At 72.1% G+C, this 26,953-nt stretch carries 21 protein-coding genes and 1 other RNA gene; 5 read left to right on the top strand and 17 right to left on the bottom strand.

What is annotated here, in order from left to right; all coding sequences use genetic code 11:
* Nucleotides 1–109 precede the first annotated feature (109 nt).
* Nucleotides 110–1,450 (top strand): UDP-N-acetylglucosamine 1-carboxyvinyltransferase, encoded by a 1,341-nt coding sequence (gene murA, locus ACFW22_RS10110; protein WP_384872100.1) that lies wholly within the window; start codon nt 110–112, stop codon nt 1,448–1,450.
* Nucleotides 1,451–1,656: 206 nt separating this feature from the next.
* Here the strand turns inward: murA and ACFW22_RS10105 are convergent, their stop codons facing one another.
* From ACFW22_RS10105 to ACFW22_RS10075, 7 genes are all read right to left on the bottom strand, one after another.
* A complete protein-coding gene (locus ACFW22_RS10105; RefSeq protein ID WP_015033921.1) occupies nt 1,657–1,938 on the bottom strand; it encodes an HU family DNA-binding protein in 282 nt (93 codons plus the stop codon).
* A gap of 312 nt (nt 1,939–2,250) precedes the next feature.
* Nucleotides 2,251–3,681 (bottom strand): NAD-dependent malic enzyme, encoded by a 1,431-nt coding sequence (locus ACFW22_RS10100; RefSeq protein ID WP_386401226.1) that lies wholly within the window; start codon nt 3,679–3,681, stop codon nt 2,251–2,253.
* Between the two features lie 387 nt (nt 3,682–4,068).
* Nucleotides 4,069–6,369 (bottom strand): HelD family protein, encoded by a 2,301-nt coding sequence (locus ACFW22_RS10095; protein ID WP_386401387.1) that lies wholly within the window; start codon nt 6,367–6,369, stop codon nt 4,069–4,071.
* A gap of 102 nt (nt 6,370–6,471) precedes the next feature.
* The gene (locus tag ACFW22_RS10090) at nt 6,472–6,993 is read right to left on the bottom strand and encodes a GNAT family N-acetyltransferase (RefSeq protein ID WP_386401224.1); all 522 of its coding nucleotides are present in this window, start codon (nt 6,991–6,993) and stop codon (nt 6,472–6,474) included.
* Between the two features lie 66 nt (nt 6,994–7,059).
* A complete protein-coding gene (locus tag ACFW22_RS10085) occupies nt 7,060–8,196 on the bottom strand; it encodes a uroporphyrinogen-III synthase (protein WP_386401222.1) in 1,137 nt (378 codons plus the stop codon).
* 84 nt (nt 8,197–8,280) lie between these two features.
* Nucleotides 8,281–9,636 (bottom strand): nitrate/nitrite transporter, encoded by a 1,356-nt coding sequence (locus tag ACFW22_RS10080; protein ID WP_386401220.1) that lies wholly within the window; start codon nt 9,634–9,636, stop codon nt 8,281–8,283.
* 97 nt (nt 9,637–9,733) lie between these two features.
* Nucleotides 9,734–10,738 (bottom strand): LysR family transcriptional regulator, encoded by a 1,005-nt coding sequence (locus tag ACFW22_RS10075; RefSeq protein WP_386401218.1) that lies wholly within the window; start codon nt 10,736–10,738, stop codon nt 9,734–9,736.
* A gap of 84 nt (nt 10,739–10,822) precedes the next feature.
* Here ACFW22_RS10075 and ACFW22_RS10070 point away from each other — a divergent pair, with 84 nt between their 5' ends.
* Nucleotides 10,823–12,070, top strand: coding sequence for an MFS transporter (locus tag ACFW22_RS10070; RefSeq protein WP_386401216.1), 1,248 nt, complete (start codon nt 10,823–10,825; stop codon nt 12,068–12,070).
* Here ACFW22_RS10070 and ACFW22_RS10065 read toward each other — a convergent pair whose 3' ends face one another.
* The 6 genes from ACFW22_RS10065 to ftsE all read right to left on the bottom strand — a co-directional run bounded on the left by ACFW22_RS10065 (nt 12,071) and on the right by ftsE (nt 17,202).
* The gene (locus ACFW22_RS10065; protein WP_386401214.1) at nt 12,071–13,153 is read right to left on the bottom strand and encodes a hypothetical protein; all 1,083 of its coding nucleotides are present in this window, start codon (nt 13,151–13,153) and stop codon (nt 12,071–12,073) included.
* A gap of 134 nt (nt 13,154–13,287) precedes the next feature.
* Nucleotides 13,288–13,656, bottom strand: a transfer-messenger RNA (tmRNA) gene (gene ssrA, locus ACFW22_RS10060).
* Between the two features lie 100 nt (nt 13,657–13,756).
* Nucleotides 13,757–14,290, bottom strand: coding sequence for an SsrA-binding protein SmpB (smpB, locus tag ACFW22_RS10055; RefSeq protein WP_386401212.1), 534 nt, complete (start codon nt 14,288–14,290; stop codon nt 13,757–13,759).
* A gap of 18 nt (nt 14,291–14,308) precedes the next feature.
* The gene (locus ACFW22_RS10050; protein WP_386401210.1) at nt 14,309–15,487 is read right to left on the bottom strand and encodes a S41 family peptidase; all 1,179 of its coding nucleotides are present in this window, start codon (nt 15,485–15,487) and stop codon (nt 14,309–14,311) included.
* Between the two features lie 78 nt (nt 15,488–15,565).
* The gene (ftsX, locus tag ACFW22_RS10045) at nt 15,566–16,483 is read right to left on the bottom strand and encodes a permease-like cell division protein FtsX (RefSeq protein WP_386401208.1); all 918 of its coding nucleotides are present in this window, start codon (nt 16,481–16,483) and stop codon (nt 15,566–15,568) included.
* A 29-nt stretch (nt 16,484–16,512) separates the two neighbouring features.
* Nucleotides 16,513–17,202 (bottom strand): cell division ATP-binding protein FtsE, encoded by a 690-nt coding sequence (gene ftsE, locus ACFW22_RS10040; RefSeq protein ID WP_384872066.1) that lies wholly within the window; start codon nt 17,200–17,202, stop codon nt 16,513–16,515.
* Nucleotides 17,203–17,435: 233 nt separating this feature from the next.
* On the opposite strand from ftsE, the gene ACFW22_RS10035 reads away from it, so the two are divergent.
* Entirely contained in the window at nt 17,436–17,618 is a 183-nt protein-coding gene (locus tag ACFW22_RS10035; protein WP_384872063.1) for a hypothetical protein, read from the top strand.
* Nucleotides 17,619–17,723: 105 nt separating this feature from the next.
* Here the strand turns inward: ACFW22_RS10035 and ACFW22_RS10030 are convergent, their stop codons facing one another.
* Nucleotides 17,724–18,050 (bottom strand): LPXTG cell wall anchor domain-containing protein, encoded by a 327-nt coding sequence (locus ACFW22_RS10030; RefSeq protein ID WP_386401205.1) that lies wholly within the window; start codon nt 18,048–18,050, stop codon nt 17,724–17,726.
* Between ACFW22_RS10030 and ACFW22_RS10025 the strand changes: the two genes are divergently transcribed.
* Nucleotides 18,019–18,507: a hypothetical protein gene (locus ACFW22_RS10025; RefSeq protein ID WP_386401202.1), complete on the top strand. Its 489-nt coding sequence runs from the start codon at nt 18,019–18,021 to the stop codon at nt 18,505–18,507. The genes ACFW22_RS10030 and ACFW22_RS10025 overlap by 32 nt on opposite strands.
* Nucleotides 18,508–19,076: 569 nt before the next feature.
* Here the strand turns inward: ACFW22_RS10025 and prfB are convergent.
* From prfB to ACFW22_RS10010, 3 genes are all read right to left on the bottom strand, one after another.
* A complete protein-coding gene (prfB, locus tag ACFW22_RS10020; protein WP_386401200.1) occupies nt 19,077–20,180 on the bottom strand; it encodes a peptide chain release factor 2 in 1,104 nt (367 codons plus the stop codon).
* Between the two features lie 48 nt (nt 20,181–20,228).
* Nucleotides 20,229–21,467, bottom strand: coding sequence for a serine/threonine-protein kinase (locus ACFW22_RS10015; protein WP_386401198.1), 1,239 nt, complete (start codon nt 21,465–21,467; stop codon nt 20,229–20,231).
* A 107-nt stretch (nt 21,468–21,574) separates the two neighbouring features.
* Nucleotides 21,575–23,407, bottom strand: a complete 1,833-nt coding sequence (locus ACFW22_RS10010) for a protein kinase (protein WP_386401196.1) — start codon at nt 23,405–23,407, stop codon at nt 21,575–21,577.
* A 481-nt stretch (nt 23,408–23,888) separates the two neighbouring features.
* Between ACFW22_RS10010 and ACFW22_RS10005 the strand changes: the two genes are divergently transcribed.
* Nucleotides 23,889–26,953, top strand: a 3,065-nt coding sequence (locus ACFW22_RS10005; protein ID WP_386401194.1) for an FHA domain-containing protein, incomplete at its 3' end; no start/stop codon positions are given.

Here is a 26,953-nt window from a genome sequence, read left to right as displayed (position 1 = left end):
GCCGAATTCATTACATCTGACAGGTCCCATGAGACACCCGAACGGGGTCTCATGGACCCTTACCCTTTTCCCTGGCCCCCTGTCGGACCCACTTCGGAACGCGAGATTCATGACCGGCACAGACGATGTCCTGCTTGTCCACGGCGGCACCCCGCTGGAGGGCGAGATCCGCGTCCGCGGCGCGAAGAACCTCGTGCCCAAGGCGATGGTCGCCGCCCTGCTCGGCAGCGGCCCCAGCCGGCTGCGCAACGTGCCGGACATCCGTGACGTCCGCGTGGTCCGCGGACTGCTGCAACTGCACGGCGTGACGGTCCGCCCGGGCGAGGAACCCGGCGAACTCGTCCTCGACCCGACGCACGTCGAGTCCGCCAACGTGGCCGACATCGATGCCCACGCCGGTTCGTCGCGCATCCCGATCCTCTTCTGCGGCCCGCTGCTGCACCGCCTCGGCCACGCCTTCATCCCGGGCCTGGGCGGCTGCGACATCGGCGGTCGGCCCATCGACTTCCACTTCGACGTGCTCCGCCAGTTCGGCGCCACCATCGAGAAGCGGGCGGACGGGCAGTACCTGGAGGCGCCGCAGCGCCTTCGCGGTTGCAAGATCCGCCTCCCCTACCCCTCGGTCGGCTCGACCGAGCAGGTGCTGCTCACGGCGGTCCTCGCGGAGGGCGTCACCGAGCTGTCGAACGCGGCCGTGGAGCCCGAGATCGAAGACCTCATCTGCGTCCTGCAGAAGATGGGCGCGATCATCTCCATGGACACCGACCGGACCATCCGGATCACCGGTGTGGACCGCCTCGACGGCTACACCCACCGGGCGCTCCCGGACCGCCTGGAGGCGGCCTCCTGGGCCTCGGCGGCGCTCGCCACCGAGGGCAACATCTACGTGCGCGGCGCCCAGCAGCGTTCGATGATGACCTTCCTCAACACGTACCGGAAGGTCGGCGGCGCCTTCGAGATCGACGACGAGGGCATCCGCTTCTGGCACCCGGGCGGCTCGCTCAACGCGATCGCCCTGGAGACCGACGTGCACCCCGGCTTCCAGACGGACTGGCAGCAGCCGCTGGTCGTGGCGCTGACCCAGGCCGCCGGCCTCTCCATCGTCCACGAGACGGTCTACGAGTCCCGGCTCGGCTTCACCTCGGCGCTGAACCAGATGGGCGCGCACATCCAGCTCTACCGGGAGTGCCTCGGCGGCTCCGACTGCCGCTTCGGCCAGCGGAACTTCCTGCACTCGGCGGTCGTGTCCGGCCCGACCCGGCTCCAGGGCGCCGACCTGGTCATCCCCGACCTGCGCGGCGGCTTCTCCTACCTCATCGCGGCGCTCGCGGCCCAGGGCACCTCACGGGTGCACGGCATCGAGCTGATCAACCGCGGCTACGAGAACTTCATGGAGAAGCTCGTCGAGCTCGGCGCCAAGGTCGAGCTGCCGGGCAGCGCACTGGTCTGAGCCCCTGGCAAGGCACCGCGGGTCCCCAGGGCCCCTGGGTCACCAGGGCTCCTGGGTCAGCCCCTGGGTCACCAGGGCTCCTGGGTCAGCCCCTGGGTCACCAGGGCCCCTGGGTCACCAAGGCCCCCTGGGCCCCCAGGAGCGCGAAACGAAAGGGCGGCCACCCCTGCCGGGGGTGGCCGCCCTTCGTGCGCCTACAGGCCGTCCTACTTGCCCTTGGCGGCTTCCTTGAGCTTCGAGCCCGCGGAGACCTTCACGCTGTAGCCGGCCGGGATGTCGATCGGGTCGCCGGTCTGCGGGTTACGAGCGGTGCGAGCGGCACGGTGGGTGCGCTCGAAGGTCAGGAAGCCGGGGATGGTGACCTTCTCGTCGCCCTTGGCGACGACCTCACCGACGGTCTCGGCGAGAGCGGCCAGCACGGCGTCGGCGTCCTTGCGGGTCACCTCGGCGCGGTCGGCCAGGGCGGCCACCAGCTCACTGCGGTTCATGTTCTTACTCCCGTGTTCTTCTTGCCTGTGAGGCGTGCCACGCGGCGGAAGCCGCGCGACTGGGTACAGCGAAGCCGATGCTGCCAGGGCCCTCGGACAGTCCCCGGACCCGGGTCAAATGGCAGACCCTCGCGCCCAAACACGCATCCTGCCCCCACCAGCGGCGGGAACGCCAATCCGGCACCCCCGCGGGTCACACGAAAAGCGCCAGCGCCCCGCGGTGGTGACGTTCTGTCGACTCCACCAAAACCGGGCGGAGTCGAAAAGCCACCCTAAAGGCGGGTTTACGGCTCCGCGAATCGCGACGCGCCGTCAGCGGCCCTCGGGGACCACACCCGCGCCCGCGGCCTTCGCCGCGCTGCGGACGGCACCGGCGACCGCTCCGGCGACCTTGTCGTTGAAGACCGACGGGATGATGTAGTTCGGGTTCAGCTCGCCCTCGGTGACGACGTCGGCCAGGGCCGAGGCGGCCGCCAGCATCATCTCCGTGTTGACGGTGCGGGACTGGGCGTCGAGCAGACCGCGGAAGACGCCCGGGAAGACCAGCACGTTGTTGATCTGGTTCGGGAAGTCCGAGCGGCCGGTGGCGACGACGGCCGCGGTCTGCCGGGCGGCGGCCGGGTCGACCTCCGGGTCGGGGTTCGCGAGCGCGAACACGATGGCGCCCTCCGCCATGGCGGCGACGTCCTCCGCGCCGAGCAGGTTCGGGGCCGAGACCCCGATGAAGACGTCCGCACCGGCGACGGCCTGCTTGAGGGTGCCGGTGACGCCCTCGGGGTTGGTGTTGTCGGCGATCCAGCGCAGCGGCGAATCGACCGGGGCGTCCACGAGGTCCTCACGGCCCGCGTGCACGACGCCGTGGATGTCGGCGACGACCGCGTGCTTCACTCCCGCCGCGAGGAGCAGCTTCAGGATGGCCGTACCGGCGGCACCGGCACCGGACATGACGACCCGTACGTCGCCGATGCCCTTGCCGACCACGCGCAGCGCGTTGGTGAGGGCCGCCAGGACGACGATGGCGGTGCCGTGCTGGTCGTCGTGGAAGACGGGGATGTCGAGGGCCTCGCGCAGCCGGGCCTCGATCTCGAAGCAGCGGGGCGCCGAGATGTCCTCCAGGTTGATCCCCGCGAAGCCGGGGGCGATCGCCTTGACGATCGCGACGATCTCGTCGGTGTCCTGGGTGTCGAGGCAGATCGGCCAGGCGTCGATGCCGGCGAAGCGCTTGAAGAGGGCCGCCTTGCCCTCCATGACGGGCAGGGCGGCCTTGGGGCCGATGTTGCCGAGGCCGAGGACCGCGGAGCCGTCGGTGACGACCGCGACGGAGTTGCGCTTGATGGTGAGGCGGCGGGCGTCCTCGGGGTTCTCGGCGATCGCCATGCACACCCGGGCGACGCCCGGGGTGTAGATCATGGAGAGGTCGTCACGGTTGCGGATGGGATGCTTCGACGCCATCTCGATCTTGCCGCCGAGGTGCATCAGGAACGTGCGGTCGGAAACCTTGCCGAGGGTGACGCCCTCGATGGCGCGCAACTGCTCGACGATCTCGTCGGCGTGCGCGGTCGAGGTGGCGGCGATGGTGACGTCGATGCGGAGCTTCTCGTGGCCGGAGGCGGTCACGTCGAGGCCGGTGACGGATCCGCCGTGGGACTCCACCGCGGTGGTGAGCTGGGAGACCGCGGTCCCGCTCGCGGGAACCTCCAGCCGGACCGTCATCGAGTACGAGACGCTGGGCGCCGTTGCCATGGCCGAGTTCCTCTGCTTTCCCTGAGCTTCGTTGCTACGCCCCCCGGCTGGTTGCCTGGCGGCGCCCTCCGATGGTCGCACCTACCTGCCGGTAGCAGGTAATGCGGTCTTTTTGTTTTCGGAAAGTAGTTTCCACCATACGAGAAGTCCGGGGGAAACAGAAGAGGCCCCCGTCACCTGAGGTGACAGGGGCCTCAACTTCGTACGTACGTCTAAGTGGCACCGACCCGCCATGCTCGCCTCGCGGCAAGTGGTCCCTCTGAGGGACGAAGGTTGGGCCCGGGGGCTTGGATCGAGCCGGTGCCACGACAAGGCTAACAAACAGCCCCGTCCGGCGATTCCAGCGCCACAGGTTGACCGGAAATCAGCATCCGGGCTGCCCGTGGATCAGTCCCGCAGCAGGTCGGGGACGCCTGCCTCGTCCGGCACGTCCCGGTCGCCGGAGAGCACCGTCAGGGCCTGTGTGGAGCGGGTCAGGGCCACGTAGAGGACCCGCAGTCCGGCCGGGGACTCATCGGCGATCTCCGCGGGCGAGACGACCACCGTGGCGTCGTACTCCAGGCCCTTCGCCTCCAGGGAACCGAGCGCCACCACCCGGTCGCCGAGGCCGGCGAGCCAGTCGGCCGCCTCCCGGCGCCGGTTCATGGCCACGACGACACCGACCGTGCCGTCCACCTCGTTCAGGAGCCGCTCCGCCTCCAAACGTACGGTTCCGGCCAGATCCGCCTGCTCCGCCACCGCCACGAAGCGGGGCTGGACGCCCGTCGAGCGGACGGCGCGCGGCGATTCCTTGCCCGGCATGGCGAGCGCCAGGACCTTCGCGGCCAGCTCGGCGATCTCCGCCGGGTTGCGGTAGTTGACGGTGAGTTCGAAACGGCGCCGCGGCCTGCTGCCGAGCGCCTCGTCGCGGATCTCGGCGGCCTCGTCCGGATCCGACCAGGAGGACTGTGCGGGGTCCCCGACGACCGTCCAGGTGGCGTGCCGGCCGCGCCGGCCGACCATCCGCCACTGCATCGGCGTCAGGTCCTGGGCCTCGTCCACGATGACGTGCGCGTACTCGGTGCGCTCCGCCGCGAGCCGCTCGGCCCGCTCCCGCTGCGTCTCCTCCCGGACCGGCATCAGCTCTTCCAGGCCCGTGAGCTGGTCCAGCGGGTCGTACTCCCGCTTCTTGCGGGGCCGGGCCGGCGTGCCGAGCAGGGTGCTCAGCTCGTCCAGGAGGGCCACGTCGTGGACGGAGGCCTCCCGGCGGCGCAGCGAGCGGGCGAGCTTGCGCACCTCGCCGGGGGTGAGGATGCGGCGGGCCCAACGGCCGAGCCGCCGCTCGTCGGCCATCGCGTCGAGGACCTGGCGGGGGGTCAGCTCGGGCCACCAGGCGTCGAGGAAGGACAGGAAGGAGTCCTCCGTGGACACGTCCTCGTCGAAGGAGGAGCGCAGCTCGGCGGCGAGCTCGGGGTCACTGTGCCGGCCCGCGGCACCGGACTTGGCGTACAGGGCGTCCAGGAGCAGTCGACGGGCGCGCGGCCGGAGCAGGTTGACGGGGGCGGTGCCGCCGAGGACGTTGTGGCGGATCCGGCGGAGCTCGTCCGCCTCCAGTTCGAGGCGCCGCCCGAAGGCGACGACGCGCAGCAGCGTGGGGGTGCCGGCGGGGGCGGCCCCGACCTCCTCGCCCCGCTCGGGCTGGGTCTTGGGGGCGGGGGTCTCCAGGGCGCCGCGGGCCGCCTTGCGGAGCACGTGGAGCATGCGGGAGGAGCCCTTGATCCGGGAGACGGCCGGCTCGTCGTAGGCGGTGGCCTCGACGCCGTCGACCAGCGAGCCGAGGGCACGGATCGCGACCTGCCCCTCCTCGCCGAGGGAGGGCAGGACGCCCTCGGTGTACGAGACGAGGAGCGGGGTCGGGGAGACGATCAGGATGCCGCCCGCGTACCGCCGCCGGTCCTGGTAGAGCAGATAGGCGGCCCGGTGCAGGGCGACCGCCGTCTTCCCGGTCCCCGGACCGCCCTCGACGTAGGCCACGGAGGCCGCGGGCGCGCGGATGACCAGGTCCTGCTCCGCCTGGATGGAGGAGACGATGTCCCGCATGCTGTGGCTGCGGGCCCGGCCGAGGGCGGCCATCAGGGCACCGTCGCCGATGACCGGCAGCTCGTGGCCGTCGAGGGTGGCGCGGAGCTCGGGACGCATCAGGTCGTCCTCGACCCCGAGGACCTTGCGGCCCTTCGAACGGATCACCCGGCGCCGGACGACCCGGCCGGGGTCGACGGGGGTGGAGCGGTAGAAGGGGGCGGCGGCGGGCGCGCGCCAGTCGATGACGAGCGGTGCGTAGTCGGCGTCGAGGACGCCGATCCGGCCGATGTGGAGGGTCTCGCCGATCTCGGCGGTGTTGTCGGGGCGCACGGCGTCCTCGGCGGGCTCGACGGAGGTGTAGGCGCCGTCGGGCCCCTTCTTCCCGTCCTTGCCGTACAGCAGGTCGATCCGGCCGAAGAGGAAGTCCTCGAACTCGTTGTTGAGCCGGTTGAGGTGGATGCCGGCCCGGAAGACCTGGGCGTCGCGCTCGGCGAGCGCGCCGGGCGTGCCGACCTGACCCCGCTGGGCGGCGTCGTTCATCAGGAACTCCGCCTCGTGGATCTTCTCCTCGAGACGGCGGTAGACCTGATCCAGATGTTCCTGTTCGACACCGATCTCACGGTCCATGACCGTGTCGACGGCTTCCTGCGCGGCCACGGAGGCCCCCTTCTCATGTGCACTGGGCAGCCGTCGAGCGTACGCCACGAGGGGGCGTCGTGTCAGGCGTGATCAGCCGTGGGGCGGCGGATCGTCGTGCAGGATCCGCTGGAAGAGGTGGTGGTCGCGCCAGTCGCCGTCGATGTGGAGGTAGCGGGGCGCGGTGCCGATCCGGGTGAAGCCGCTCTTGGCGAGGACCCGTTGGGAGGCGTGGTTGTGGAGCAGGGTCCCGGCCTGGATCCGGTGCAGGCCCAGTCCCTCCCGGGCGCCGTTGCAGACCGTTTCGACGAGTGCGGTGGCGAGGCCGCGGCCGGTGTGGTCCCGGTCCACCCAGTACCCGAGGGAGGCGCTGCGGAAGGCACCGAGGACGATGCCGGAGAGGGTGGCCGCGCCGACGACCTCGTCCCCGTCCACGGCGATCCACTGCGCCGCGCCGTCGGCGAGCCGTTCGACCTGGGCCTCCGCGGTGTAGTACCGCTCGGGCCGGTGGGGTTCCCAGGGCTTCATGTGGGCGCGGTTGCGCACCAGGGCGCGGGCCAGCGCGGGGGCGTCACCGGGTGTGGCGGGGCGGATCCGGGGGCTGTCGGCGAGCATCCCGGTACGGTACCGGGCGCTGCCGTGCGGGGCGGTGCGTCCCGGCGGGCGTCCCGGCGACCGGGGTCAGCCGTCGTACTTGTGGTCGGAGGTCGGGTCCAGCGCCAGGCGGTAGCCCCGCTTCACCACGGTCTGGATGAGCTTGGGCGCGCCGAGGGCACTGCGCAGGCGGGCCATCGCCGTTTCGACGGCGTGTTCGTCGCGTCCCGCGCCGGGGAGCGCACGGAGCAGGTCGGCGCGGGAGACGACCCAGCCGGGACGGCGGGCGAGGAGTCCGAGGAGGGCCATGCCGGCGGGCGGGACGGGGCGCAGCCCGCCGTCGACCAGGACGGCGTGTCCGCGGATCTCGACGCGGTGGCCGGCCACGGGCAGGACCCGGGCGCGGGCGGGCAGTTCCGCGCACAGGAGCTGGACGAGCGGCCCGAGCCGGAACCGCTCGGGCTGGTGGGTGTCGATGCCCTCCGCTTGGAGGGGCAGTGCCGTCACGGGCCCCACGCACACCGCCAGTACGTCGTGCCGGAGCGCGGCGAGGAGCTCGTCCCGCACCCCCCGCTGCTCCGCGCGGGAGAAGACGGAGGCGGCGGCCGGTGCACTGGTGAAGGTGAGCGCGTCGAGCCCGCGGGCGAGGGTGGCGTCGAGGAGCCGGTCGAGCGGGCCGACGTCCTCCGGCGGCATCCAGCGGTAGACGGGGACCCCGACGACCTCGGCGCCGGCTGCGGTGAGGGCCTCGACGAAGCCGGGGAGTGGTTCGCCGTGGAGCTGGAGGGCGATCCGCCTGCCGGTGACGCCTTCGGCGAGGAGACGGTCGAGGACCTCGGCCATGGATTCGGAGGTGGGCGACCAGGACTCGGTGAGTCCGGCGGCCCGTACGGCTCCCTTGACCTTGGGGCCGCGGGCGAGGAGCTCGACGCCCCGGAGGACGCCGAGGAGTTCTTCCCCGTGTCCCCAGCCCTCGGCCGCCTCGACCCAGCCCCGGAAGCCGATCGCCGTGGTGGCGACGACGACGTCCGGGGCGTGGGCGACGAGTTCCTTGGTGGCGGCGAGGAGTTCGGCGTCGTCGGCCAGGGGAACGATCCGCAGGGCGGGGCCGTGGACGACGGCCGCGCCGCGCCGTCGCAGCAGTGCGATCAGCTCGTCGGCGCGGCGTGCCGCGGTGACGCCGACGGTGAAGCCCGCGAGGGGGCCGTGTTCTTGCTCGTCCATGGGGCCCGAGCCTGACGGGGACGCGTGACGGTCTCGGTTCGCCGGTATTTCCTGGTCGTTACGGTCCGCGCCGGGCATCGGGCGTCACACCTGCGCGTATCCGGTGCGGGACGCCGGCTCCGCGAGCGCCCGGGGGGTGTCGGGTGCGGTGACCGGGGTCCGAAGGTATACCGCCCAGGTGACGAGCATGCAGACCGCGTAGAAGGCGAGGAAGGCGAGGAAGGCCGCGGTCCCGGTGCCGGCGGTCTGGAAGGACTGCCGGAAGGCGAGGTTGATGCCGAGCCCGCCGAGCCCGCCGACGGCGCCGATGAGGCCCATGGAGGCTCCGGAGAGGCGCCGTCCGTAGGCCTCGGCGGCCTCGCCGACGAGGCCCTTGCGGTGGCCCTGGGCGAGGAAGATCGCCGGGATCATCTTGTAGGTGGAGCCGTTGCCGAGTCCGGTGAGGACGAAGAGGCCGATGAAACCGGTGAGGAAGACGGGCAGCGACTCGGTCACGGAGGCGTAGACGACCACTGCGGTCGAGGCGGCCATGGCGGCGAAGGTCCACAGGGTGATGCGGGCGCCGCCGTAGCGGTCGGCGAGGGAGCCGCCGAGGGGCCGGATGAGCGAGCCGAGGAGCGGGCCGATGAAGGTGAGCGAGGCGGCCTGCAGGGGTGTGCGGCCGAACTGGGTCTGCAGGACGAGCCCGAAGGCGAAGCTGTAGCCGATGAAGGAGCCGAAGGTGCCGATGTAGAGGAAGGACATGATCCAGGTGTGGCGGGCCTGTACCGCTTCCCTGGCGGCGCCGGTGTCGTTCTTGACGGGGGCGAGGTTGTCCATGAAGAGGGCGGCGCAGACGCCGGCGACGACGACGAGGGGGAGGTAGACGCCGAGCACGATCCTCGGGTGCACGGCGCCGGCGGTGCCGATGACGAGGAGGCCGACGAGTTGGACGACGGCGACGCCGATGTTGCCGCCGCCGGCGTTGAGGCCGAGGGCCCACCCCTTCTTGCGGAGCGGGAAGAAGGCGTTGATGTTGGTCATGGAGGAGGCGAAGTTGCCGCCGCCGACGCCGGTGAGCGCCGCCACCAGGAGGAAGGTGCCGTAGGAGGTGCCGGGTTCCATCACCGCGTAGGCGAAGCCGGTCGGGAGCAGCAGCAACAGGGCGCTGAAGACCGTCCAGTTGCGACCCCCGAAGCGGGCGACGGCGAAGGCGTACGGGATCCGGATCAGCGATCCGACGAAGGTCGCGATGGCGATCAGGAAGAACTTGCCGGCGGGGTCGACCCCGTACTGGGGTCCCATGAAGAGGACCATGACCGACCACAGGCTCCAGACGGAGAAGCCGATGTGCTCGGAGAAGACGGAGAAGAGGAGGTTGCGCTTGGCGATCCGCTCCCCCTCCTCGCGCCAGAAGGTCTCGTCCTCCGGTTCCCAGCGTTCGATCCAGCGGCCACTCATCTCGCACCTCCACGGAGTCGGATCCCTGATGTGCCCGAGGTTAGGAAGGGCTCGTTTCAGGCCGGTGCCGTGAGGTGTCGGGGACGGAACCTTGCTCTCACCCGGAGCGCGCGGGTCCTGTGAGCGCCCCCGGTGCCGGTAGCCCCGGTTCCCCCTCGGGCAGCCAGGTGCCGGGCGGGCGGGTCAGCCAGCCGGACCGGGTGCCGATCTCGGTGGCGGCCCGGCGCAGGGCGTCGAGGCCGGGGTGGCGCAGTCCCTTGCGCCACACCAGGCTCACGGGTGAGAGGGGGACGGGGTCGATGAGTGGCCGGATCACGCAGTCGGGCATGGCCGGGAAGTCGATGACGGCGAGCACCGGGTGGCGGTGCTTGGCCATGATGCGGCGGAACTCCTCGTGGCCGACGGCGAGCGGCGCGGGCGGGGCGATCTCGATTCCGCGGCCGGCGAAGAGGCGGGCGGCGAGGTCCGTCCACTCGGGCGTGCGCTCGTTCCCGGCACCGGCGTAGATCCGTTCCCCGGCGAGGCGGGCGAGCGGGACGGCCGGCAGGCGGGCGAGCGGGTGGTCCTCGGGGAGGACGACGGCCATCGGTTCGTAGCGGACGAACTGGGAGTCGAGCTGTGCCCGGAGTCGGGCGTCGAGTCCTCCGTACCGACCGAAGGAGACGTCGATCCGGCCGGCGAGGATGCTCTGCGCGGCGCCGGTGAGTCCGCTCTCGTAGCGGATCATCAGCTCCTGGTCGGGGACGAGTTCGCGGGCCCGGCGGAGGACCTGTTCCTGGGCGAGGTCGGGGGAGTTGAGGTCGACGAGGAGGGGACGGGGCTCGGCGCGGAAGGCCTCGCGCAGTGCGTCGTGGGCGGTGAGCACCCGACGTGCGTACGGGAGGAGGCGGTCGCCGTCGGGGGTGAGGGAGACCTGCCGGGTGGTCCGGACGAACAGTTCGGTGCCCAGTTCGCGCTCCAGCCGGCGGATGTCGCGGCTGAGGGCCTGTTGGGCGACGTAGAGGCGGGCGGCGGCGCGGGTGAAGTGGAGTTCTTCGGCGACGGCGGTGAAGGCGCGCAGGAGTCGCGGGTCGAGGTCGTGGGGTGAGGACGAGGCGGACATCGAAGCGATTTAACAACACGGGTGCGTGAATGGCCATCGATCAGGTGTTGGACCGGCAGGGGCATGCCAAAAGACCCTTGGACCATGCCTCCACGACCGGACCTCACCCTCACTCCGGCGGGCCCGGCCCTCGCCCCCCGCTACCGCGAGCTGCCCCGCCCGCTCCCCACCCATCCCTACCTCCGCCTCTTCGCCCGCCCCGGCACCCGCGCCTTCACCGTCGGGAACCTGATCGCCCGGCTCCCCATGGGCATGTTCGGCGTCAGCGCGGTGATCATGATCGCGGCGGCGTACGGCTCCTACGCACTGGCCGGTGCGGTCACCGCCACCGGCCTCGCGGTCGGCTCGGTCACCAGCCCGCTGATCGCCCGGCTCGTCGACCGGTACGGCCAGGCCCGGATCGCGGTCCCGGCCGCCGCCTACGCGGTCCTGGGCCACCTGGTCCTGCTGCTCTGCGTCCACGAGCGGGCTCCCGTCTGGGCCCTCTTCGTCACCACCGCCGTCACCGCCACCACCCCGAACACCGGCGGCATGTCCCGGGCCCGCTGGGCGCACCTCCTCCGGAACGACCCGGACCTGCTGCACACCGCCAACTCCTTCGAGCAGGCGGCCGACGAACTCTGCTACATGCTCGGCCCGGTGCTCGCCGCCGTCCTCTGTTCGGCACTCTTCCCGGAGGCCGGCACGCTGGCCGCCGATGCCCTCCTCCTCTGCGGCGTCCTCCTCTTCGCCGCCCAGCGTTCCACCGAACCCCCGGTCGCCCCGCGCTCCTCTGCGGGGTCCCCGCTGCGGGCCCCCGGAATGGCGCCGCTGCTCGCGGTGTTCCTCGCCACCGGGGCGGTCTTCGGCTCGATGGAAGTGGTGACGCTGGCGTACGTGGACGGCCCCGTCGCGGGACCGGTCCTCGCCCTCCAGGCCGCGGGATCCTGTGCGGCCGGCCTGCTGTACGGCCGCGCCCGCCGGGCCGCCCGGCTGCACACCTGCCTCGGTGCGATGGCCGTCCTGATGACGGTGCCGCTGTTCGCCGCCTCGACCGGCTCCCTGCTCGCACTGGCCGTCGGGCTGCTGGTGGCGGGCACCGCGACGGCGCCGACGATGGTGACGGGCATGGGCCTGATCCAGCGGCTCACCCCGGCGGCCCAGCTCAACGAGGGCATGACCCTGGCGGTCACCGCACTCCTGGCGGGCATCGCGGCCGGCTCGGCGGGCGGCGGCTGGGCGGCCGACCACGCTCCCTTCGCCTCCTTCGGCTTCCTGCTCCCGGTGACGGCCGCGGCCTCCGCCCTGGCCCTGTGCGCGGCGACCGGGGCGGGCCGCCGCGCACCGGGGTGATCAGTCCTGCCGCAGCGGCGGCATCGGCACCTGCACCCCGAAGGCGGTCGCACCGGCTCCGGCACCGCCCGCACAGCCGTTGGGCTCCTGGGTGCCGAGGCCGCGGGTGGACGGCTTCTCGGCGGCCCAGAACATGTAGCCGAGCAGCCCCGGGGTGGTCCCGGCGCCGTGGGGTGCCGCGTTCCGCACCCAGTCGCCGGTCTCCTTCTGGAGCGAGTCCGCGAAGTCGGTGCACTCCGGCAGCGGGCTGCGGCCGTACGCGAGGTACAGCCCGGCCGTGAACTTGGCGGGCGCGAGCGGCGCGACCGGCGGCGCGTACTGGGACTTGCCGTCGATGTGCTCCTGCCAGTTCGCGATGTGCGAGCTCGCGGAGGTGGGGCGGGCGGTCACCATGGCGTTGGCGTAGTCGAGCACGGGGTCGTCGGTGCGCAGCCAGTCGGCGGTGGCCTTGCGGTTGAGGGCGATGAGCCAGCGGTCGCCGGCGGCGGTGTCGATGGTGAGCCGTGCGGCCGGCCGCGTGCCGGAGGCGTCGTAGGGGTGGACGGAACGGTAGGCGTCGATGAAGGCCTGGAGCCCGGTGAGGTTCGGACCGGTGTTCTGCTCGTAGTCGATCTCGATGCCGACGCCGAGGTCGGCGGCGACGGCCGCAGCGTTCAGACCGAGCTGGGTGGCGTCCTCCGTGAGGGCCGCGTCCCAGGCGTCGGTGTACGTGATGCCGCCGATGGAGAGCATCACGCGGATCCCCCGCGAGGTGAAGTACTGGACGACCTCGCGGTTCATGCCGACGGGAACGCCGTTCGCGGTGCCGGCGTCGGTGGTGCGGTGCAGCAGCTTGAGCGGCTCGACGAAGCTGAGCACGACCAGGTTGACGGAGGGCCGTCCGTCGCCCCGGTCGACCAACCAGTGGTTCTTGGCGTCGAACTCGGCGATGTCGCGGACGGTGGACCAGGTGCAGTAGTCGTCCCCGCAGTGCCAGGCGCCGTAGACCTGCACGGGAGCGGGTGCGGCGGCACCGGCCGGCAGGGTGGCGGGAACGAGGAGGGCGAGGAGCATGAGCAGGACCGCGAGGGGTCTGTGACGCATACGTACCTCCGGGAATGCCGTGGCGTGGGGGGGCGGCGACCGCAGGGTGTCAGGTCCAGACCAAGCCCACAAGAGGGCATGACAAAGGCCCGGTGTTCGCTCGCGCGACCACCGGGCCCGTGCCCACATGGGATGAGTGGAGATGGCGGGAATCGAACCCGCGTCCAACGGTGCGGAACCAGGGCTTCTCCGTGTGCAGTCTGGTACGAGTTTCTCAGCCCTCCGGATCACCCAGACAAGTCCGGAACGGGCTCAGTCACTGTTTGGTTTCCCTCTTCACCCCGTGACCGGGATCAAGGTTTAGTCCCCTAGATGATGCCAGGATCCGGGTCGGGAACAGCCCCGGGCTGACACTTCGCAAGTCGCTACTTAGGCAGCGAGGGCGAAGGAATCGCGCTTGGTGTTGGCGATTATTGGTTTCGGCGCGTGGTTAACGAGATCATTGCCGCTTCCTCGACACGCTTCCCCTGCTTCGACATCCGCTGTCGAAACCGATCATCCCCATGTTGATTTTTCAAAACGTGCGCCCTCGGAGGGGTGCACGACCCATCGTACGTGACCGACGCGCACGGTCGCCAGCACATTCCCGGCGGCGGGAACGGACTACGCCGCCCGCTGCCGCCGCTTCGCCGCCGCGATCGCCCGCTGGGTCTCGCGCGTGTCCTGCTTCTCCCGCAGGGTCTGGCGCTTGTCGTACTCCTTCTTGCCCCGGGCGAGGGCGATCTCGCACTTCACCCGACCGTTCAGGAAGTACAGCGCGAGGGGCACGATCGTGTGGCCCGTCTCCGAGGACTTCTGCTCCAGCTTGTCGATCTCGGCCCGGTGCAGGAGCAGCTTCCGCTTCCGCTTCGCGTGGTGGTTGGTCCAACTGCCCTGCATGTACTCGGGCACGTGGATGTTGTGCAGCCACGCCTCGTGGCCGTCGATCTGGACGAAGCCGTCGACCAGCGAGGCCCGTCCCATCCTCAGCGACTTCACCTCGGTGCCCATGAGCACCACACCACACTCGTACGTGTCGAGGATGTGGTAGTCGTGGCGCGCCTTCTTGTTCTGTGCGATGAGCTTGCGCTCCGGCCCCTTGTCCTGGGCCTTCTTCTTGGCAGGCTTTCCCTGCACGTTCACGAGTCCCTTTGCCATAGTGCGGTCATTTTCGCACTAGGAGCCCCCTCCGAGGCCACTCAATACCGTCCGGGCCCGCTCCTCGGCCCGCTCGCCGACGGACAGGTCCGGGGTGATGCCGCGTCCGTCGACGGCGTGCCCGGCGGGGGTGCGGTAGTGGCCGACGGTCAACTCGGCGACGGAACCGTCCGGCAGCGCACTCGGCATCTGCACCGAGCCCTTGCCGAAGGTCCGCGAGCCGACCGTGACCGCCCGCCCCCGGTCCTGGAGGGCACCGGTGAGCAACTCGGCCGCGCTCATGGTGCCCCCGTCGACCAGCGCCACCAGCGGCCTGCCGGTGTCGCCACCGCCCTCCGCGTACACGGCCCGCTCCTCGCCCCGCACGTCGTAGGTGGCGACCAGCCCGCCGTCGAGGAAGGCGGAGGCGGCGACGGCCGCCTCCTCGACCAGCCCGCCCGAGTTGCCCCGCAGGTCCAGCAGGACCCCGGCGCCGGCCGGGGCGGCCCGCACCGCTTCGCGCACCCGTGCGCCCGCTCCCTTGGTGAAGGCGGCGACCCGGATCAACACGGCCCCGTCGTCGAGGCGGCGGACGGTGACCGGGTCCGTCGTCAGCCGGGCCCTGCGCAGGGTCTGCGTCCAGGCGGCGCGCCCCCGCTCGACCCGGAGGACGACGGTCGAGCCGGGGACGCCGTCACCGCGCAGCGAGGAGACGACCTCGGAGACGGAGAGGCCGTCGACCGGACGCCCGTCGACGGCGACGAGCGCGTCGCCGGTCCGGATTCCGGCCCGGTCGGCGGGACCGTCGGCGTGCACCCGGGTCACCCGGATCCCGCTCGTTCCGGACCGGCCGGCGGAGAGCCCCACTCCGGTGTAGGAGCCGTCCAGGGCCTGCTCGAACTCGGCGTACTCCTTCTTGTCGTAGACCGCGCCCCAACGGTCGCCGCTGCGGCTGACGAACTCCTCCGCCGCCTTCTTTCCCGACTTGCCGTCGGCCATGGCCGCGGCGGCGGCCCGACTGAGCGCGGCGCTGTCGACGGTGGTGTCGTCCGGCGCAGGAGACGGGGCGGGCCGCTGCGCGGCTTCCGCGGACTCCTGCCGGGGCAGCGAGCCGGTGGCCGCGGCAGTGGCGAGCACTCCCGTGAACACCAACGTGAGAACGGCCCCGCGGACCGTTCCGCGGGGCCGGAAGGAGAAGAGGTCGAGCCCGGCCGGCATGGCGCCCACTCTAGGACAAGGCGATGGCGCCGCACGGGCTTTGACCGCACGACGCCATCGACGAACAGGGGTGTCTTCTCACACCTTCAGGTACTTGCGCAGGGCGATGAAGGCGGCCAGGGCGGGCATGAGCAGCCCGATGACGATCACCAACGGCAACACGGCGAAGACCGAGTCCCAGCCGATGAAGTTGACCAGCTGCATCTTCTCGGCGAGCGCGATGCCGTGGTCGATCAGGAAGTACCGACCCACGAGCAGCAGCACGCAGGCGACGGCACCGCCGAGGAGTCCGGCGAAGGCCGCCTCCATGATGAACGGCATCTGGATGTAGAAGCTGGACGCCCCGACCAGCCGCATGATGCCGGTCTCGCGCCGCCGGCTGAAGGCCGAGACCCGGACGGTGTTGACGATCAGCATCAGCGCGATGATCAGCATCAGGGCCATGACGCCGAGGGCCGCGATGTTCATGCCGTTCATCAGGTCGAAGAGGTTCTGCAGGATGTTCCGCTGGTCCTGCACCGATTCGACGCCGCCACGGCCGGCGAAGGCCGTCGCGACCACCTTGTACTTCTCCGGGTCCTTCAGCTTGACCCGGAACGACTCCTGCATCTGGTCCGGCGTGATGATGGACGCGATGGCGGTGTCGCTGTACTGCTCCTTGTAGTGCTTGAACGCCTCGTCGGCCGACTCGTAGTGCACCGACTCGACGATGTCCATCTTCTTCAGATCGGCCTCGATCTGCTCCTTCTGCTGACCGGTGACCGCGCCCTTGGCGCACTTGGCCGCGGTGGCCGCGTCGGTCTTGTTGCAGAGGAAGATGGAGACGTTGACCTTGTCGTACCAGTAGTCCTTCATCGTGCTGACCTGCTCGCGCATGAGCAGCGCACCGCCGAACAGGGCGAGCGAGAGGGCCACGGAAACGATCACCGCGAAGGTCATCGTGAGATTGCGCCGGAGACCGACGCCGATCTCGGAGAGCACGAACTGAGCGCGCATGGGTCTGCTTTCTTCTCCTAGCTACAGGCTCAGTGCTGGTATCCGTAGACGCCGCGTGCCTGGTCGCGGACGAGGCGGCCCTTTTCGAGCTCGATGACGCGCTTGCGCATCTGGTCGACGATGTTCTGGTCGTGGGTCGCCATGACGACGGTGGTCCCCGTCCTGTTGATGCGGTCGAGCAGCTTCATGATGCCGACGGAGGTCTGTGGGTCGAGGTTGCCGGTGGGCTCGTCGGCGATCAGCAGCATCGGCTGGTTGACGAACGCGCGGGCAATGGCGACGCGCTGCTGCTCACCACCGGAGAGCTCGCCCGGCATCCGGTCCTCCTTGCCGCCCAGACCGACCAGTTCGAGCACCCGCGGCACGGCCTTGCGGATGTCACCGCGCGGCTTGCCGATGACCTCCTGGGCGAAGGCCACGTTCTGGGCGACGGTCTTGTTCGGCAGCAGGCGGAAGTCCTGGAAGACGGTGCCGAGCTGGCGCCGCATGTGCGGCACCTTCCAGTTGGAGAGCCGGGCCAGGTCCTTTCCGAGGACGTGCACCTGGCCTTGACTGGCGCGCTCCTCGCGGAGGAGCAGGCGCAGGAAAGTCGACTTTCCGGAGCCGGAGGAACCGACGAGGAAGACGAACTCCCCCTTCTCGATCTCCAGGGAGACATCCCGGAGAGCGGGGTGGCTCTGCTTCGGATAGGACTTGGAGACGTTGTCGAATCGGATCACGGGTGCACCACGGTCGGCCGGGAGTAGGTGTGCGTGACCTTACGCGACCCGGGATGCACTGCGCAGTCGCGGTCCTGGCTTGCGCGCTTTATCCTTTTCGCCCTTCCGGTCGGAGGGCGGACGACCCGACGGGGCGCGCCGAAACGCAGCGAAGCTGGCACAGTGGTAGGGGGAACGTCCGGATCCCACCGGACGTTGTCCCGTGTGTACCCCGTGCGGGAGGAGGAGAGCGTATGACCTACGACCGACTGGTGTGCGCCAACTGCGCAGCCCCGGTCGCCGAGGGCCGCTGCCCCGTCTGCCGCGCCAACCGGGAGCGACTGACCCCCCAGGGCCTGACCCCCGCGATGCTCCTGACGCTCGCGGTCGCCCTGCTCGCGGCGATCGCCCTGCTCGCCGCGGTCCAAACCGCCTGACCGGAGGGCCCGCAAGGCCCACACGAGCCGGAAGCACACGAAGGGCCGGGGGCGAACCCCCGGCCCTTCGTCATGCTGCCGTCGTCACACCGCTGCGCGACCGCGTCAGGCGGCGGTACGACCGCCGGCGACGAGGCGCGGCAGCATACGGAAGCCGATGCCGCCAGCGATCATGGTCGCGGCGCCGATGACCAGGAACGAGGTCTCGGCCGCACCGGTCTCGGCGAGCTCTTCCTTGGCCTCGCCCTGCTGCACGGGCTGCGAGCCGGCCTGGTCGGTCTTCGTGCCGCCCTCGGTGTCCACGCACTCGGCACCGTCCAGGTCGACGGTGCAGGTGCCGGCGCCACCGTTGGCGGACGAGCCGCCACCGGTGGTGGTCGAGCTGCCACCGGTGGTGGTCGTGGATCCGGTGCTGCTGGAGCCGCTCGTCACCTCACCGGTGGAGGACGAAGAACCCGTGGACGAGGTCTCACCCGTGGAGGAGGTCTCACCCGTGGAGGAGGTCTCACCGGTCGTGGACGTCTCACCCGTGGACGAGGTCTCACCCGTCGAGGACGTCTCACCGGTCGTGGACGTCTCACCGGTCGTGGACGTCTCACCCGTCGAGGACGTCTCACCGGTCGTGGACGTCTCACCGGTCGAAGAGGTCTCACCGGTCGTGGACGTCTCACCCGTCGAGGAGGTCTCACCCGTCGAGGACGTCTCACCGGTCGTGGACGTCTCACCGGTCGAAGAGGTCTCACCGGTCGTGGACGTCTCACCCGTGGACGAGGTCTCACCCGTCGAGGACGTCTCACCGGTCGTGGACGTCTCACCCGTGGACGAGGTCTCACCCGTCGAGGACGTCTCGCCCGTCGAGGACGAGGCGCCACCCGTGGTCTCGCCGTAGGTCGTGTTCCCGGTGTCCTCCCCGCCCGGGGCGTCCTGGATACCGAGGCCCGCGTCCTGGGTCTGGTTCGATTCGGTTCCGAATCCGCCGACGGCCTGTGCGGCACCGGCCGCCGTCAGGGACGCACCGGCGATGATCACGGCACTGGCCGCGACCCGCACCAGGCGGACTCGCGTCTTGTTGGTCATCTGGCTGCTACCCCCAGTAGCTCATCTCGTCATGGGGCAGCGCCCGGGGCTCCGCGCAGCACGGGTGGCGTCACGACTGGACCCGCCCCCGTTCACACGCGTCCCAGCGAAGCGCATGCCAATGGGCCACCCTTCCGAGTTTCCGAAGCACCGTCAAGCCGATTGCGCGCGCAATGTCCGAAAGATCATTTCATGCCCGAGATGCCATGAAGCAACTGTGACGGAAACCCCGAACTAAGGCCCGGACAAGGGAAGTTCCCTTGTCGACAAAGCTCCCCGATCGCCGTCCTTTCGCTTGCGCCAGCGAATAAGCGGGGAGCGGGAAACGGCGTCGGGCCCCACACCCGAACGGTGTGGGGCCCGAACGCACGGAGCCGCGGGTTACCTGTCCTGCTGCTTGCGCCAGCGGATGCCGGCCTCCAGGAAGCCGTCGATCTCGCCGTCCAGCACGGACTGCGGATTGCCGACCTCGAACTCCGTACGGAGGTCCTTGACCATCTGGTACGGGTGCAGCACGTACGAACGCATCTGGTTGCCCCAGGAGCTGCCGCTGTCCTTGAGGGCGTCCATCTTGGCGCGCTCCTCCTGGCGCTGGCGCTCGAGGAGCTTGGCCTGGAGGACGTTCATTGCGCTCGCCTTGTTCTGGATCTGGGAGCGCTCGTTCTGGCAGGAGACCACGATGCCGGTCGGGATGTGCGTGATGCGCACGGCCGAGTCGGTCGTGTTGACGCCCTGACCACCGGGGCCGGAGGCGCGGTACACGTCGACGCGGAGGTCCGACTCCTCGATGTCCACGTGGTCCGAGGACTCGACGACCGGCAGGATCTCGACGCCTGCGAAGGACGTCTGCCGGCGTCCCTGGTTGTCGAAGGGCGAGATGCGGACGAGTCGGTGGGTGCCCTGCTCGACGGAGAGCGTGCCGTAGGCGTACGGGGCCTTCACCACGAAGGTGGTGGACTTGATGCCCGCCTCCTCCGCGTACGAGGTCTCGTAGATCTCCGTCGGGTAGCCGTGGCGCTCCGCCCAGCGCAGGTACATGCGCTGGAGCCGCTCGGCGAAGTCGGAGGCGTCGACGCCTCCGGCCTCGGCCCGGATGTTGACCAGCGCCTCGCGCTCGTCGTACTCGCCCGAGAGGAGGGTGCGGACCTCCATCTCGTCGAGGGCCTTGCGGACGGAGCCCAGCTCCGCCTCGGCCTCGGCGAGGGTGTCCGGGTCGTCCATCTCCTCGGCGAGCTCGAAGAGCACCCCGAGGTCGTCGATCCGGCCGCGCAGGGTCTCCGCCTTGCGGACCTCGGCCTGGAGGTGCGAAAGCTTGCTGGTGATCTTCTGCGCCGCCTCCGGGTCGTCCCACAGGGACGGGGCCGCGGCCTGCTCTTCGAGCACGGCGATGTCGGCCCTCAGCTTCTCGAGGTCCAAAACGGCCTCGATCGACCCCATGGTCGAGGAGAGGGACTTCAGCTCTTCGGATACATCGACGACTGCCACGCGTCCAGCGTAACGGCTCCGGGCTCGGACCCGAACCTACGGCCGGGGCTACGGCTGGGAGGACTGCTTGGAGTCCTGCGGCACGGCGTCGCCGTCGCCGGAGGCCGCGAGGTAGCCACCCGTCCCGAGCGCCCCCGCGACCACCAGCGCCGCGACGGCGAGGGTGATCCTCCTCTTGCGGACCGCACCCGACTTGTGGCGGGCCGAACCGGGGCGGCGGGCACCGGCCGGGCGGGGGGCGCGGGCCGTGCCGAGGGGACCGCCGGAGAGCTCGTCGGGGGCCGGGACCCGCATGGAGGTGTGGGTGTCGCGGTTCGAGTCGGCGGAGGAGCCGGGGACCAGCGGGACGGCGGCACGGCGCGGGCCGGGCTCCCCCGCGTCGGCGCCGGTGGGGTACGCGTCCTCCTCCCGCTGCTCGGAGGTCGGCTCTGCGCCCGGCTCGTCGACGTCCAGCGGGGGGATGCCCTTGAGCAGCGGCAGGACGTCCGCCAGGCGGGCGGCGAGCTCGGAGGCGCGCAAGCGGGAGGCCGGGGCCTTGGCGAGGCACTGCACCAGCAGCTGCCACAGTTCCTCGGGGATGCCGGGCAGCGGAACGACGGTCTCGGTGACGTGGCGGCGCAGGACCGCACCGGGGTGGCCGCCGCCGAAGGGGGTGAAGCCGGCGAGCAGCTCGTACAGGACGGTCGCGAGGGCGTAGATGTCGACGGCGGCGCGCGGCGGAAGTCCCTCGACGATCTCGGGAGCGAGGTAGTCGGGGGTGCCGATGATCCGGGTCGCCTTGGTGCGGCCCGGGGTGTCGATCAGTTTGGCGACGCCGAAGTCGGTGAGGAGGGCGGGGTGGGCGCCACCGGGCCCCAGCGGCCCCTCCATGTCGAGCAGGATGTTCTCGGGCTTGACGTCCCGGTGGACGACGCCGGCGGCGTGCGCGGCGGCGAGCCCCTCGGCGACGTCCTTGGCGATCGCGACGGCGGCCTCGGGGGCGAGCCGCCGCTCCCGGTCGAGCCTGGTCCGCAGGTCGGTGCCGCGGACCAGGTCCATGACGAGGGCGAGGTCGTTGCCGTCCACGACGAGGTCGCGGACCTTGACCACCCGGGGGTGGTCGAGACCGAGCAGGGCGGTCCGCTCCTGGACGAAGCGGCCGACGAGCTCCTGGTCGGAGGCCAGGTCCTCGCGCAGCAGTTTGATGGCGACGGGCCCTTCGGGTCCCTCGCCGAGCCACACCGTTCCGGCGCTGCCCCGCCCGAGGATCTGGTGGGCGGTGTAGCGGCTGCCGATGTTCCGTGCCAAGACTGCTCCCTCAGCGGCTGCGGTTCTCGACAAAACTACGCGTCCACGGCCGCCGGTCGTCACTTCCGAGGGGAAATCACCCCTCGGAAGTCGATAAATCTGCAGCGCTACTGCCCGCTACCGCCGGTAGCACTCCCGGAACCGGTGGCTTCCCAGAGCGAGGAGAAGAAGTCGGTGACCGCCGAGATGCCGTCGCCGATGGCCTCCCAGTACCCCTTGCCCTGGGCGACCCAGTCCTGGAGCGGGGTGAGCTCCCAGATCAGCCAGCCGGCGACCACGAACAGGACGATCGTGAACAAGCAGCCCTTGAGGCAGCCCAGCCCGGGGATCCGCATCGGATTGGCGCTGCGCTGGCGCGGTGGACGCGGCTCGCGGGGCGCCGGGGCCTGCGGCGGCTGCTGGGGCGGCTGGTACTGCTGCTGGGGGGCCGCGTACGCCTGCGGGGCGGGCTGCGGCGGCTGGTACTGCTGCTGGGACCGGGGCGGGCGCTGCGGAGCCGGGCGCTGGGCCGGGCGTTGCGGCGGGTACGGCTGCTGCTGGCCCTGCTGCTGGCCGTACGGGCCGGGCTGCTGGCCCTGCTGCTGGCCGTATCCACCGGGCTGCTGGTCCTGCTGCTGGCCGTACCCGCCGGGCTGCTGCGGCCGGCGCTGCGGCCGGCGACGGAGCGGGTCCTCGCTCGGGTCGAGGTACTGCACCTGGGTCTGCTCGTTGCGGTCGCGGGCCGCGCGCAGCTGGCCCTGCCAGGGGTGCGACTGCTCCGCCGGCGGGTCCTGCGGCACGGGGGGCATGACGGCCGTGGGGTCGGCCGCGCCGGACGCCCCCTGGCCGGTCGCGGGGAGCACCGCGGTCGGGTCGGCCGCACCGGCCGGGCCGCCGGTCGGCATGACGCTGGTCGCGGCGGCGGGGTCGTACTGCGGCGGGGTCCCGGCACCGGATCCGCCCGGCAGCATCTGGGTGGCGTCGGCGGCCCCCGGCGTCTGGGGGACCGGCGCGGGGGCCGGGTCCGGGGCCAGGAGCACGGCGACGCCGTCCGCCGCCTCGATCTGGGCGGGGGTGGCGTGCACGCCGATGCCGGCGGCGACCGCGCGCAGGCCGCGGGCCAGGTTCACGGCGCTCGGCCGCCGGTCCGGGTCCTTGCTGAGGCAGCGCTCTATGACCGTCCACAGCGGACCGGGCACGGTCGAGGGGCGGCGCGGCTCCTCGCTGAGGTGTCGGTGGAGGACCTCCAGGGCGGTGCCGCCCGCGAACGGGGGCCGGCCGGTGACCAGCTCGTAGAGGAGGATGCCCGCGCCGTAGACGTCGACGGCGGAGGTCTGCGGGCGGCCCTCGGCGGACTCGGGCGCCACGTACGCGGGCGTGCCGACGAACTCGTGGGTGCGGGTCAGGCCCGGGGAGTCGGCGAGCCGCGCGATGCCGAAGTCGGTCAGCATCGGGTGCATCTGGCCGCCCTGCTCGGCGAGCAGCACATTGGCCGGCTTGAGGTCGCGGTGGACGACCCCGTCGGCGTGGCTGGCGGCGAGCGCATCGGCGATCTGGGCGGTGAGGAGCGCGGCCGCGACCGGGGTGAGCGGCCCGTTCTCCCGGATGTACCGGTGCAGGTCCGGGCCCTCGACGAGGTCCATCACGAGGGCGAGCACGTCGCCCTCGACGACCAGGTCGCGGGTGCGCACGATGTTCGGGTGGGTGAGCCGCAGGAGCACGGACCGCTCGCGCAGGAAGCGCATCACGATGTCCGCGTCGTTGGCCAGCTCTTCCTTGAGGACCTTGATCGCGACGGTTTCGCCGGGCCGGCCGGGCACGGCGGCTTCGGTCGCCGTCCCGTCCCTGCCCCAGGGCTCCGGCGCGCCCGGGGGCGCCACCGTCCGGGCTCGCCAGACGGTGCCCGTGGCGCCGCGACCGAGCGGCTCCTCGAGCAGGTACTTACTGCCGATAGGCCGCACGTCACGCGCTCCCTGCTGGTCGTGGTCCTGGGGTGGTTCCCGCTCGATGTCCCCGGGGTTGCTGTCCTGTGTATGTGACCCGTCCGGGTGTCCGAACCACTTTAGTGCGGCCGAACGGGTCACCGGTCGGTCGTTCACGGGCCGATTCCGGTGTCGCGCTCGACCCCTCGGCGCCTCGGGGCGAACGGAACTTGTCCGGAAGAAGACGCTCCAAGAGGTGCAGCGGTTGCCACGCACGCTCCGAAGCCATGCCCAACCAGGCGTTTTCCCGTCCACAGTCGACCGTTCAAGATCACTTGTGGCCGACCCGCGGGCGTATTGTCTGCGGCAGGTGCGAGGATGCCTCCAGCACGTCGCACCGAAGGGGTCGGGAGCCCCCGCGCCGTGCCGACCTGTACCGGGCGACGCGTCCGTGCCGGGTGGGGGTGACACGGGCGGTTCCCCTGCCTGGCAGCTCGCGCAGAAGGGACCGCTGACGGCGATGCAGATCCGGTTGACCGTCCTCGCACCGCATGCCGGCCACGGCGCCCGGCGCGCCTGCGACGTGCTCGTCACGGCCCCCGCCGGGACGGCCCTGGCCACCGTGGCCTCGAACCTCGCCGCAGCCGTCACCGGACCCGAGTCCTCCGCCTCGGGCACGCCCGTGCTCCACGCCGGCGGGGAGCGGCTCGACGGCCGGCGCTGCGTGCTCGGCGAGCCCCCGCTCGTGGACGGCGCCGTGCTCGCCCTCCACGACCCCGGACCGGACGACCGGGTCGACGAGACGGCCACTGCCCGGCTGCACGTGGTGGCGGGCCCGGACGCGGGCGGAGTCCACCTGCTGCACGGCGGAGCGATCAAAATCGGCCGTTCCGTCGACGCCGACGTACCGCTCGACGACCCGGACGTCTCCCGCGCCCACTGCACGGTGACCGTCGGCGCGGACGGCCTGGTCACGGTCGTCGATCGCGGCTCGACCAACGGGACGACGGTCGACGGCGCACCCGTCGGCGACCGCCCGGTTCCGCTCCGCCCGGGCGCCCTGCTGCGCCTCGGCGAATCCGCCCTCCGTGTGACCGGCCCCGGCGGCGCCCTCGGCGGCACGGACCGGTCGGCGACGGCCCCGGACGGGGAAGGCCATCTGCGGGTCGTGCCCGGAATCGGGGGGACGGGCGCGACGAACCGCACCGACCGGACCGACCGGGTGCCCCCGTCCGACGGCGCCACCCACGGCGGCGCCCACGGGATCGCGCACGACGGAGGCGACGCGCACGCGCAGGACCGGCCCGGCCGGGCCGACGGCCACGAAGGAGCCGGGTCCCACGACGGCACCCGTCCGACCGAGCGGACCGGGCCGCCCCGCGCACGGGAAGAGGCCCCGGAGACTCCCGTGGCACCCCTGCGCAGCGGCGGCGGCAGGCGCGGACTCGGCGCATGGGCCCGTCGTCTCGCGGGCGGTCGCGAGGACCCCGCGGCGCCCTCCGCCGGCCCTCCCGCCGCCCCGGCCACCCACACCGGCGTCCCCCTCGTGCCGGGCACCCGGCGGGCCGCCCCCGGCTCCGCACCGCGGGCGGACACCTGGCCGGACCCGGCCACCGTCCTGCTCACCGCCCTCGGGCCGGGCCCCCGACTCTGGGAGCGGGGCCAGCAGCACCCCGAGGCACTCGTCGTCCGGCTCGGCACGACGGACCGCGCCGAACTCTCCGGCGTGCCCGTCACCGTCGGGCTGCGCGAGGTCGGCTCCCTCGGCCTGGCCGGTCCGGGCAATCGGCTCACCGGTCTCGCCCGCTCGGTCGTGGCCCAACTCGCCGCCCTGCACTCCCCCGCCGATCTGGAGATCGTGCTCATCAGCGCCGATCGGAACCGCTCCCTGGACGAGCGGCGCCGTGCCTGGGGCTGGCTCGGCTGGCTCCCCCACGTCCGCCCGGCCCACGGCCAGGACTGCCGACTGCTCCTCGCGTACGACCGCGAGCAGGCCCAGGCCCGGACGGCCGAGCTGACCCGGCGGCTCGACGACGGCCCGCTCGGTCCCGGCTGGCCCAGCGCCGACCACGCGGCCATCGCCGAGGCCGCGGCCCGGCACGACGGTCCGACGACGGTGGTGATCGTGGACGGCGATCCCGGTTCGGCCGCACTGCGTGAAACCGTGGCACGGCTCGCGGGCGTGGGCGCGGCAGCCGGCATCCACCTCCTGTGCCTCGCCGAGGCGCCCTCGGCCACCCCCGAGTCGCCCGTGGCCGCCACGTACGAGGCCGCGTGCGCCGCCTCCCTCGCGTTCCGCGAGTGCGGGGCCGCCGCGCTGCTCAGCGGTGACGTGGCAACCGCGATGCGGTTGCTGCGGACGGCGGGCGGACGGCTCGCGGGGCACGGGACGGTCGGCGCGGTCGATGCGGTCTCCGTCGCCTGGGCGGAGCGCTTCGGCCGGGCCCTGGCACCGCTGCGCCCGGAGACGACGGCACCGACCCACGGCCGGACCGCCGCGCTGCCACCGTCGGCGCGCCTGCTCGACGAGCTCGGGCTCGCCCGCGCCACCCCCGCCTCCCTGATGGCCCGCTGGGCCTCGGCCGAGGACGGGACGGCCGTCTTGGGCGCCGGCCCGCACGGTCCGCTGGCGGTGGACCTCACCCAGGAGGGCCCCCACCTGCTGATCGAGGGTCCGGCGGGCAGCGGGCGCACGGAGCTGCTCCGCTCGATCGCCGCCTCCCTCGCGGCGGGCGGGCGGCCCGATCGGCTCGGACTGCTCCTGGTGGACGGCGCGGGCGGCGAGCGCGGTGAGGGCCTCGCCTCCTGTACGGAGCTGCCGCACGTCACCGAGCACCTGGTCGCCTCGGACCCGGTGCGGATGCGGGAGTTCGCCCAGGCGCTCGGCGCGGAGCTGAAGCGCCGGGCGGAGCTCCTGGGCGACGGCCGCTTCGCCGACCGGCGGTCGGTGGTACGCACCACCGACCGGCTGATCGGGCAGCGCACTCCGAGCGCGGCGGAATCGCTCCCGCAGGGCGTTCGGGCGACCGTCCGCGTCCCGGACACCGGCGAGCTCACGGACCGGCCGAGCGGACGCACCCTCCGGACGGGCGACGGCACGATCGGCACCCTCCCCAGCAGTCGCAGCGGTCGTGTCCCGCGCGGGGGCGCCGACGAGGCGAACGGTCTGTCGCCCCGTCCCGGTGCGGGGGACCTCCGCAGCGGCCCGAGCAGCCGCACCCTGCGCACGGGCGCGGACGACCTGACCGGCCGCACCAGCGGACGCGTCCCCCACCCCGACACCGGCGACCTCACCGGCCGCGCCAGCGGACGCATCCCCCACCCGAGCACCGGCGACCCCACCGACCGACCCAGCGGACGCGTCCTCCGCTCCGGGGGCGGTTCGTCCGACGAGCGGTCCGGTGGACGCACCGGGGCCGGAGCGGACGCCTTCCTGACCGACACGCCCAGTGGACGGCTGCCCCGGCGGGACGGTGGCCCCCTGCACGACGGCCCGAGCAGCCGCACCCTGCGCACGGGCGCGGACGACCTGACCGGCCGCACCAGCGGACGCGTCCCCCACCCCGACACCGGCGACCTCACCGT

Source organism: Streptomyces sp. NPDC058872 (assembly GCF_042743065.1).
Lineage (GTDB): Bacteria > Actinomycetota > Actinomycetes > Streptomycetales > Streptomycetaceae > Streptomyces.
Note: the sequence above shows the minus strand (reverse complement) of the source record. Positions and strands in the feature narration are given on the sequence as shown.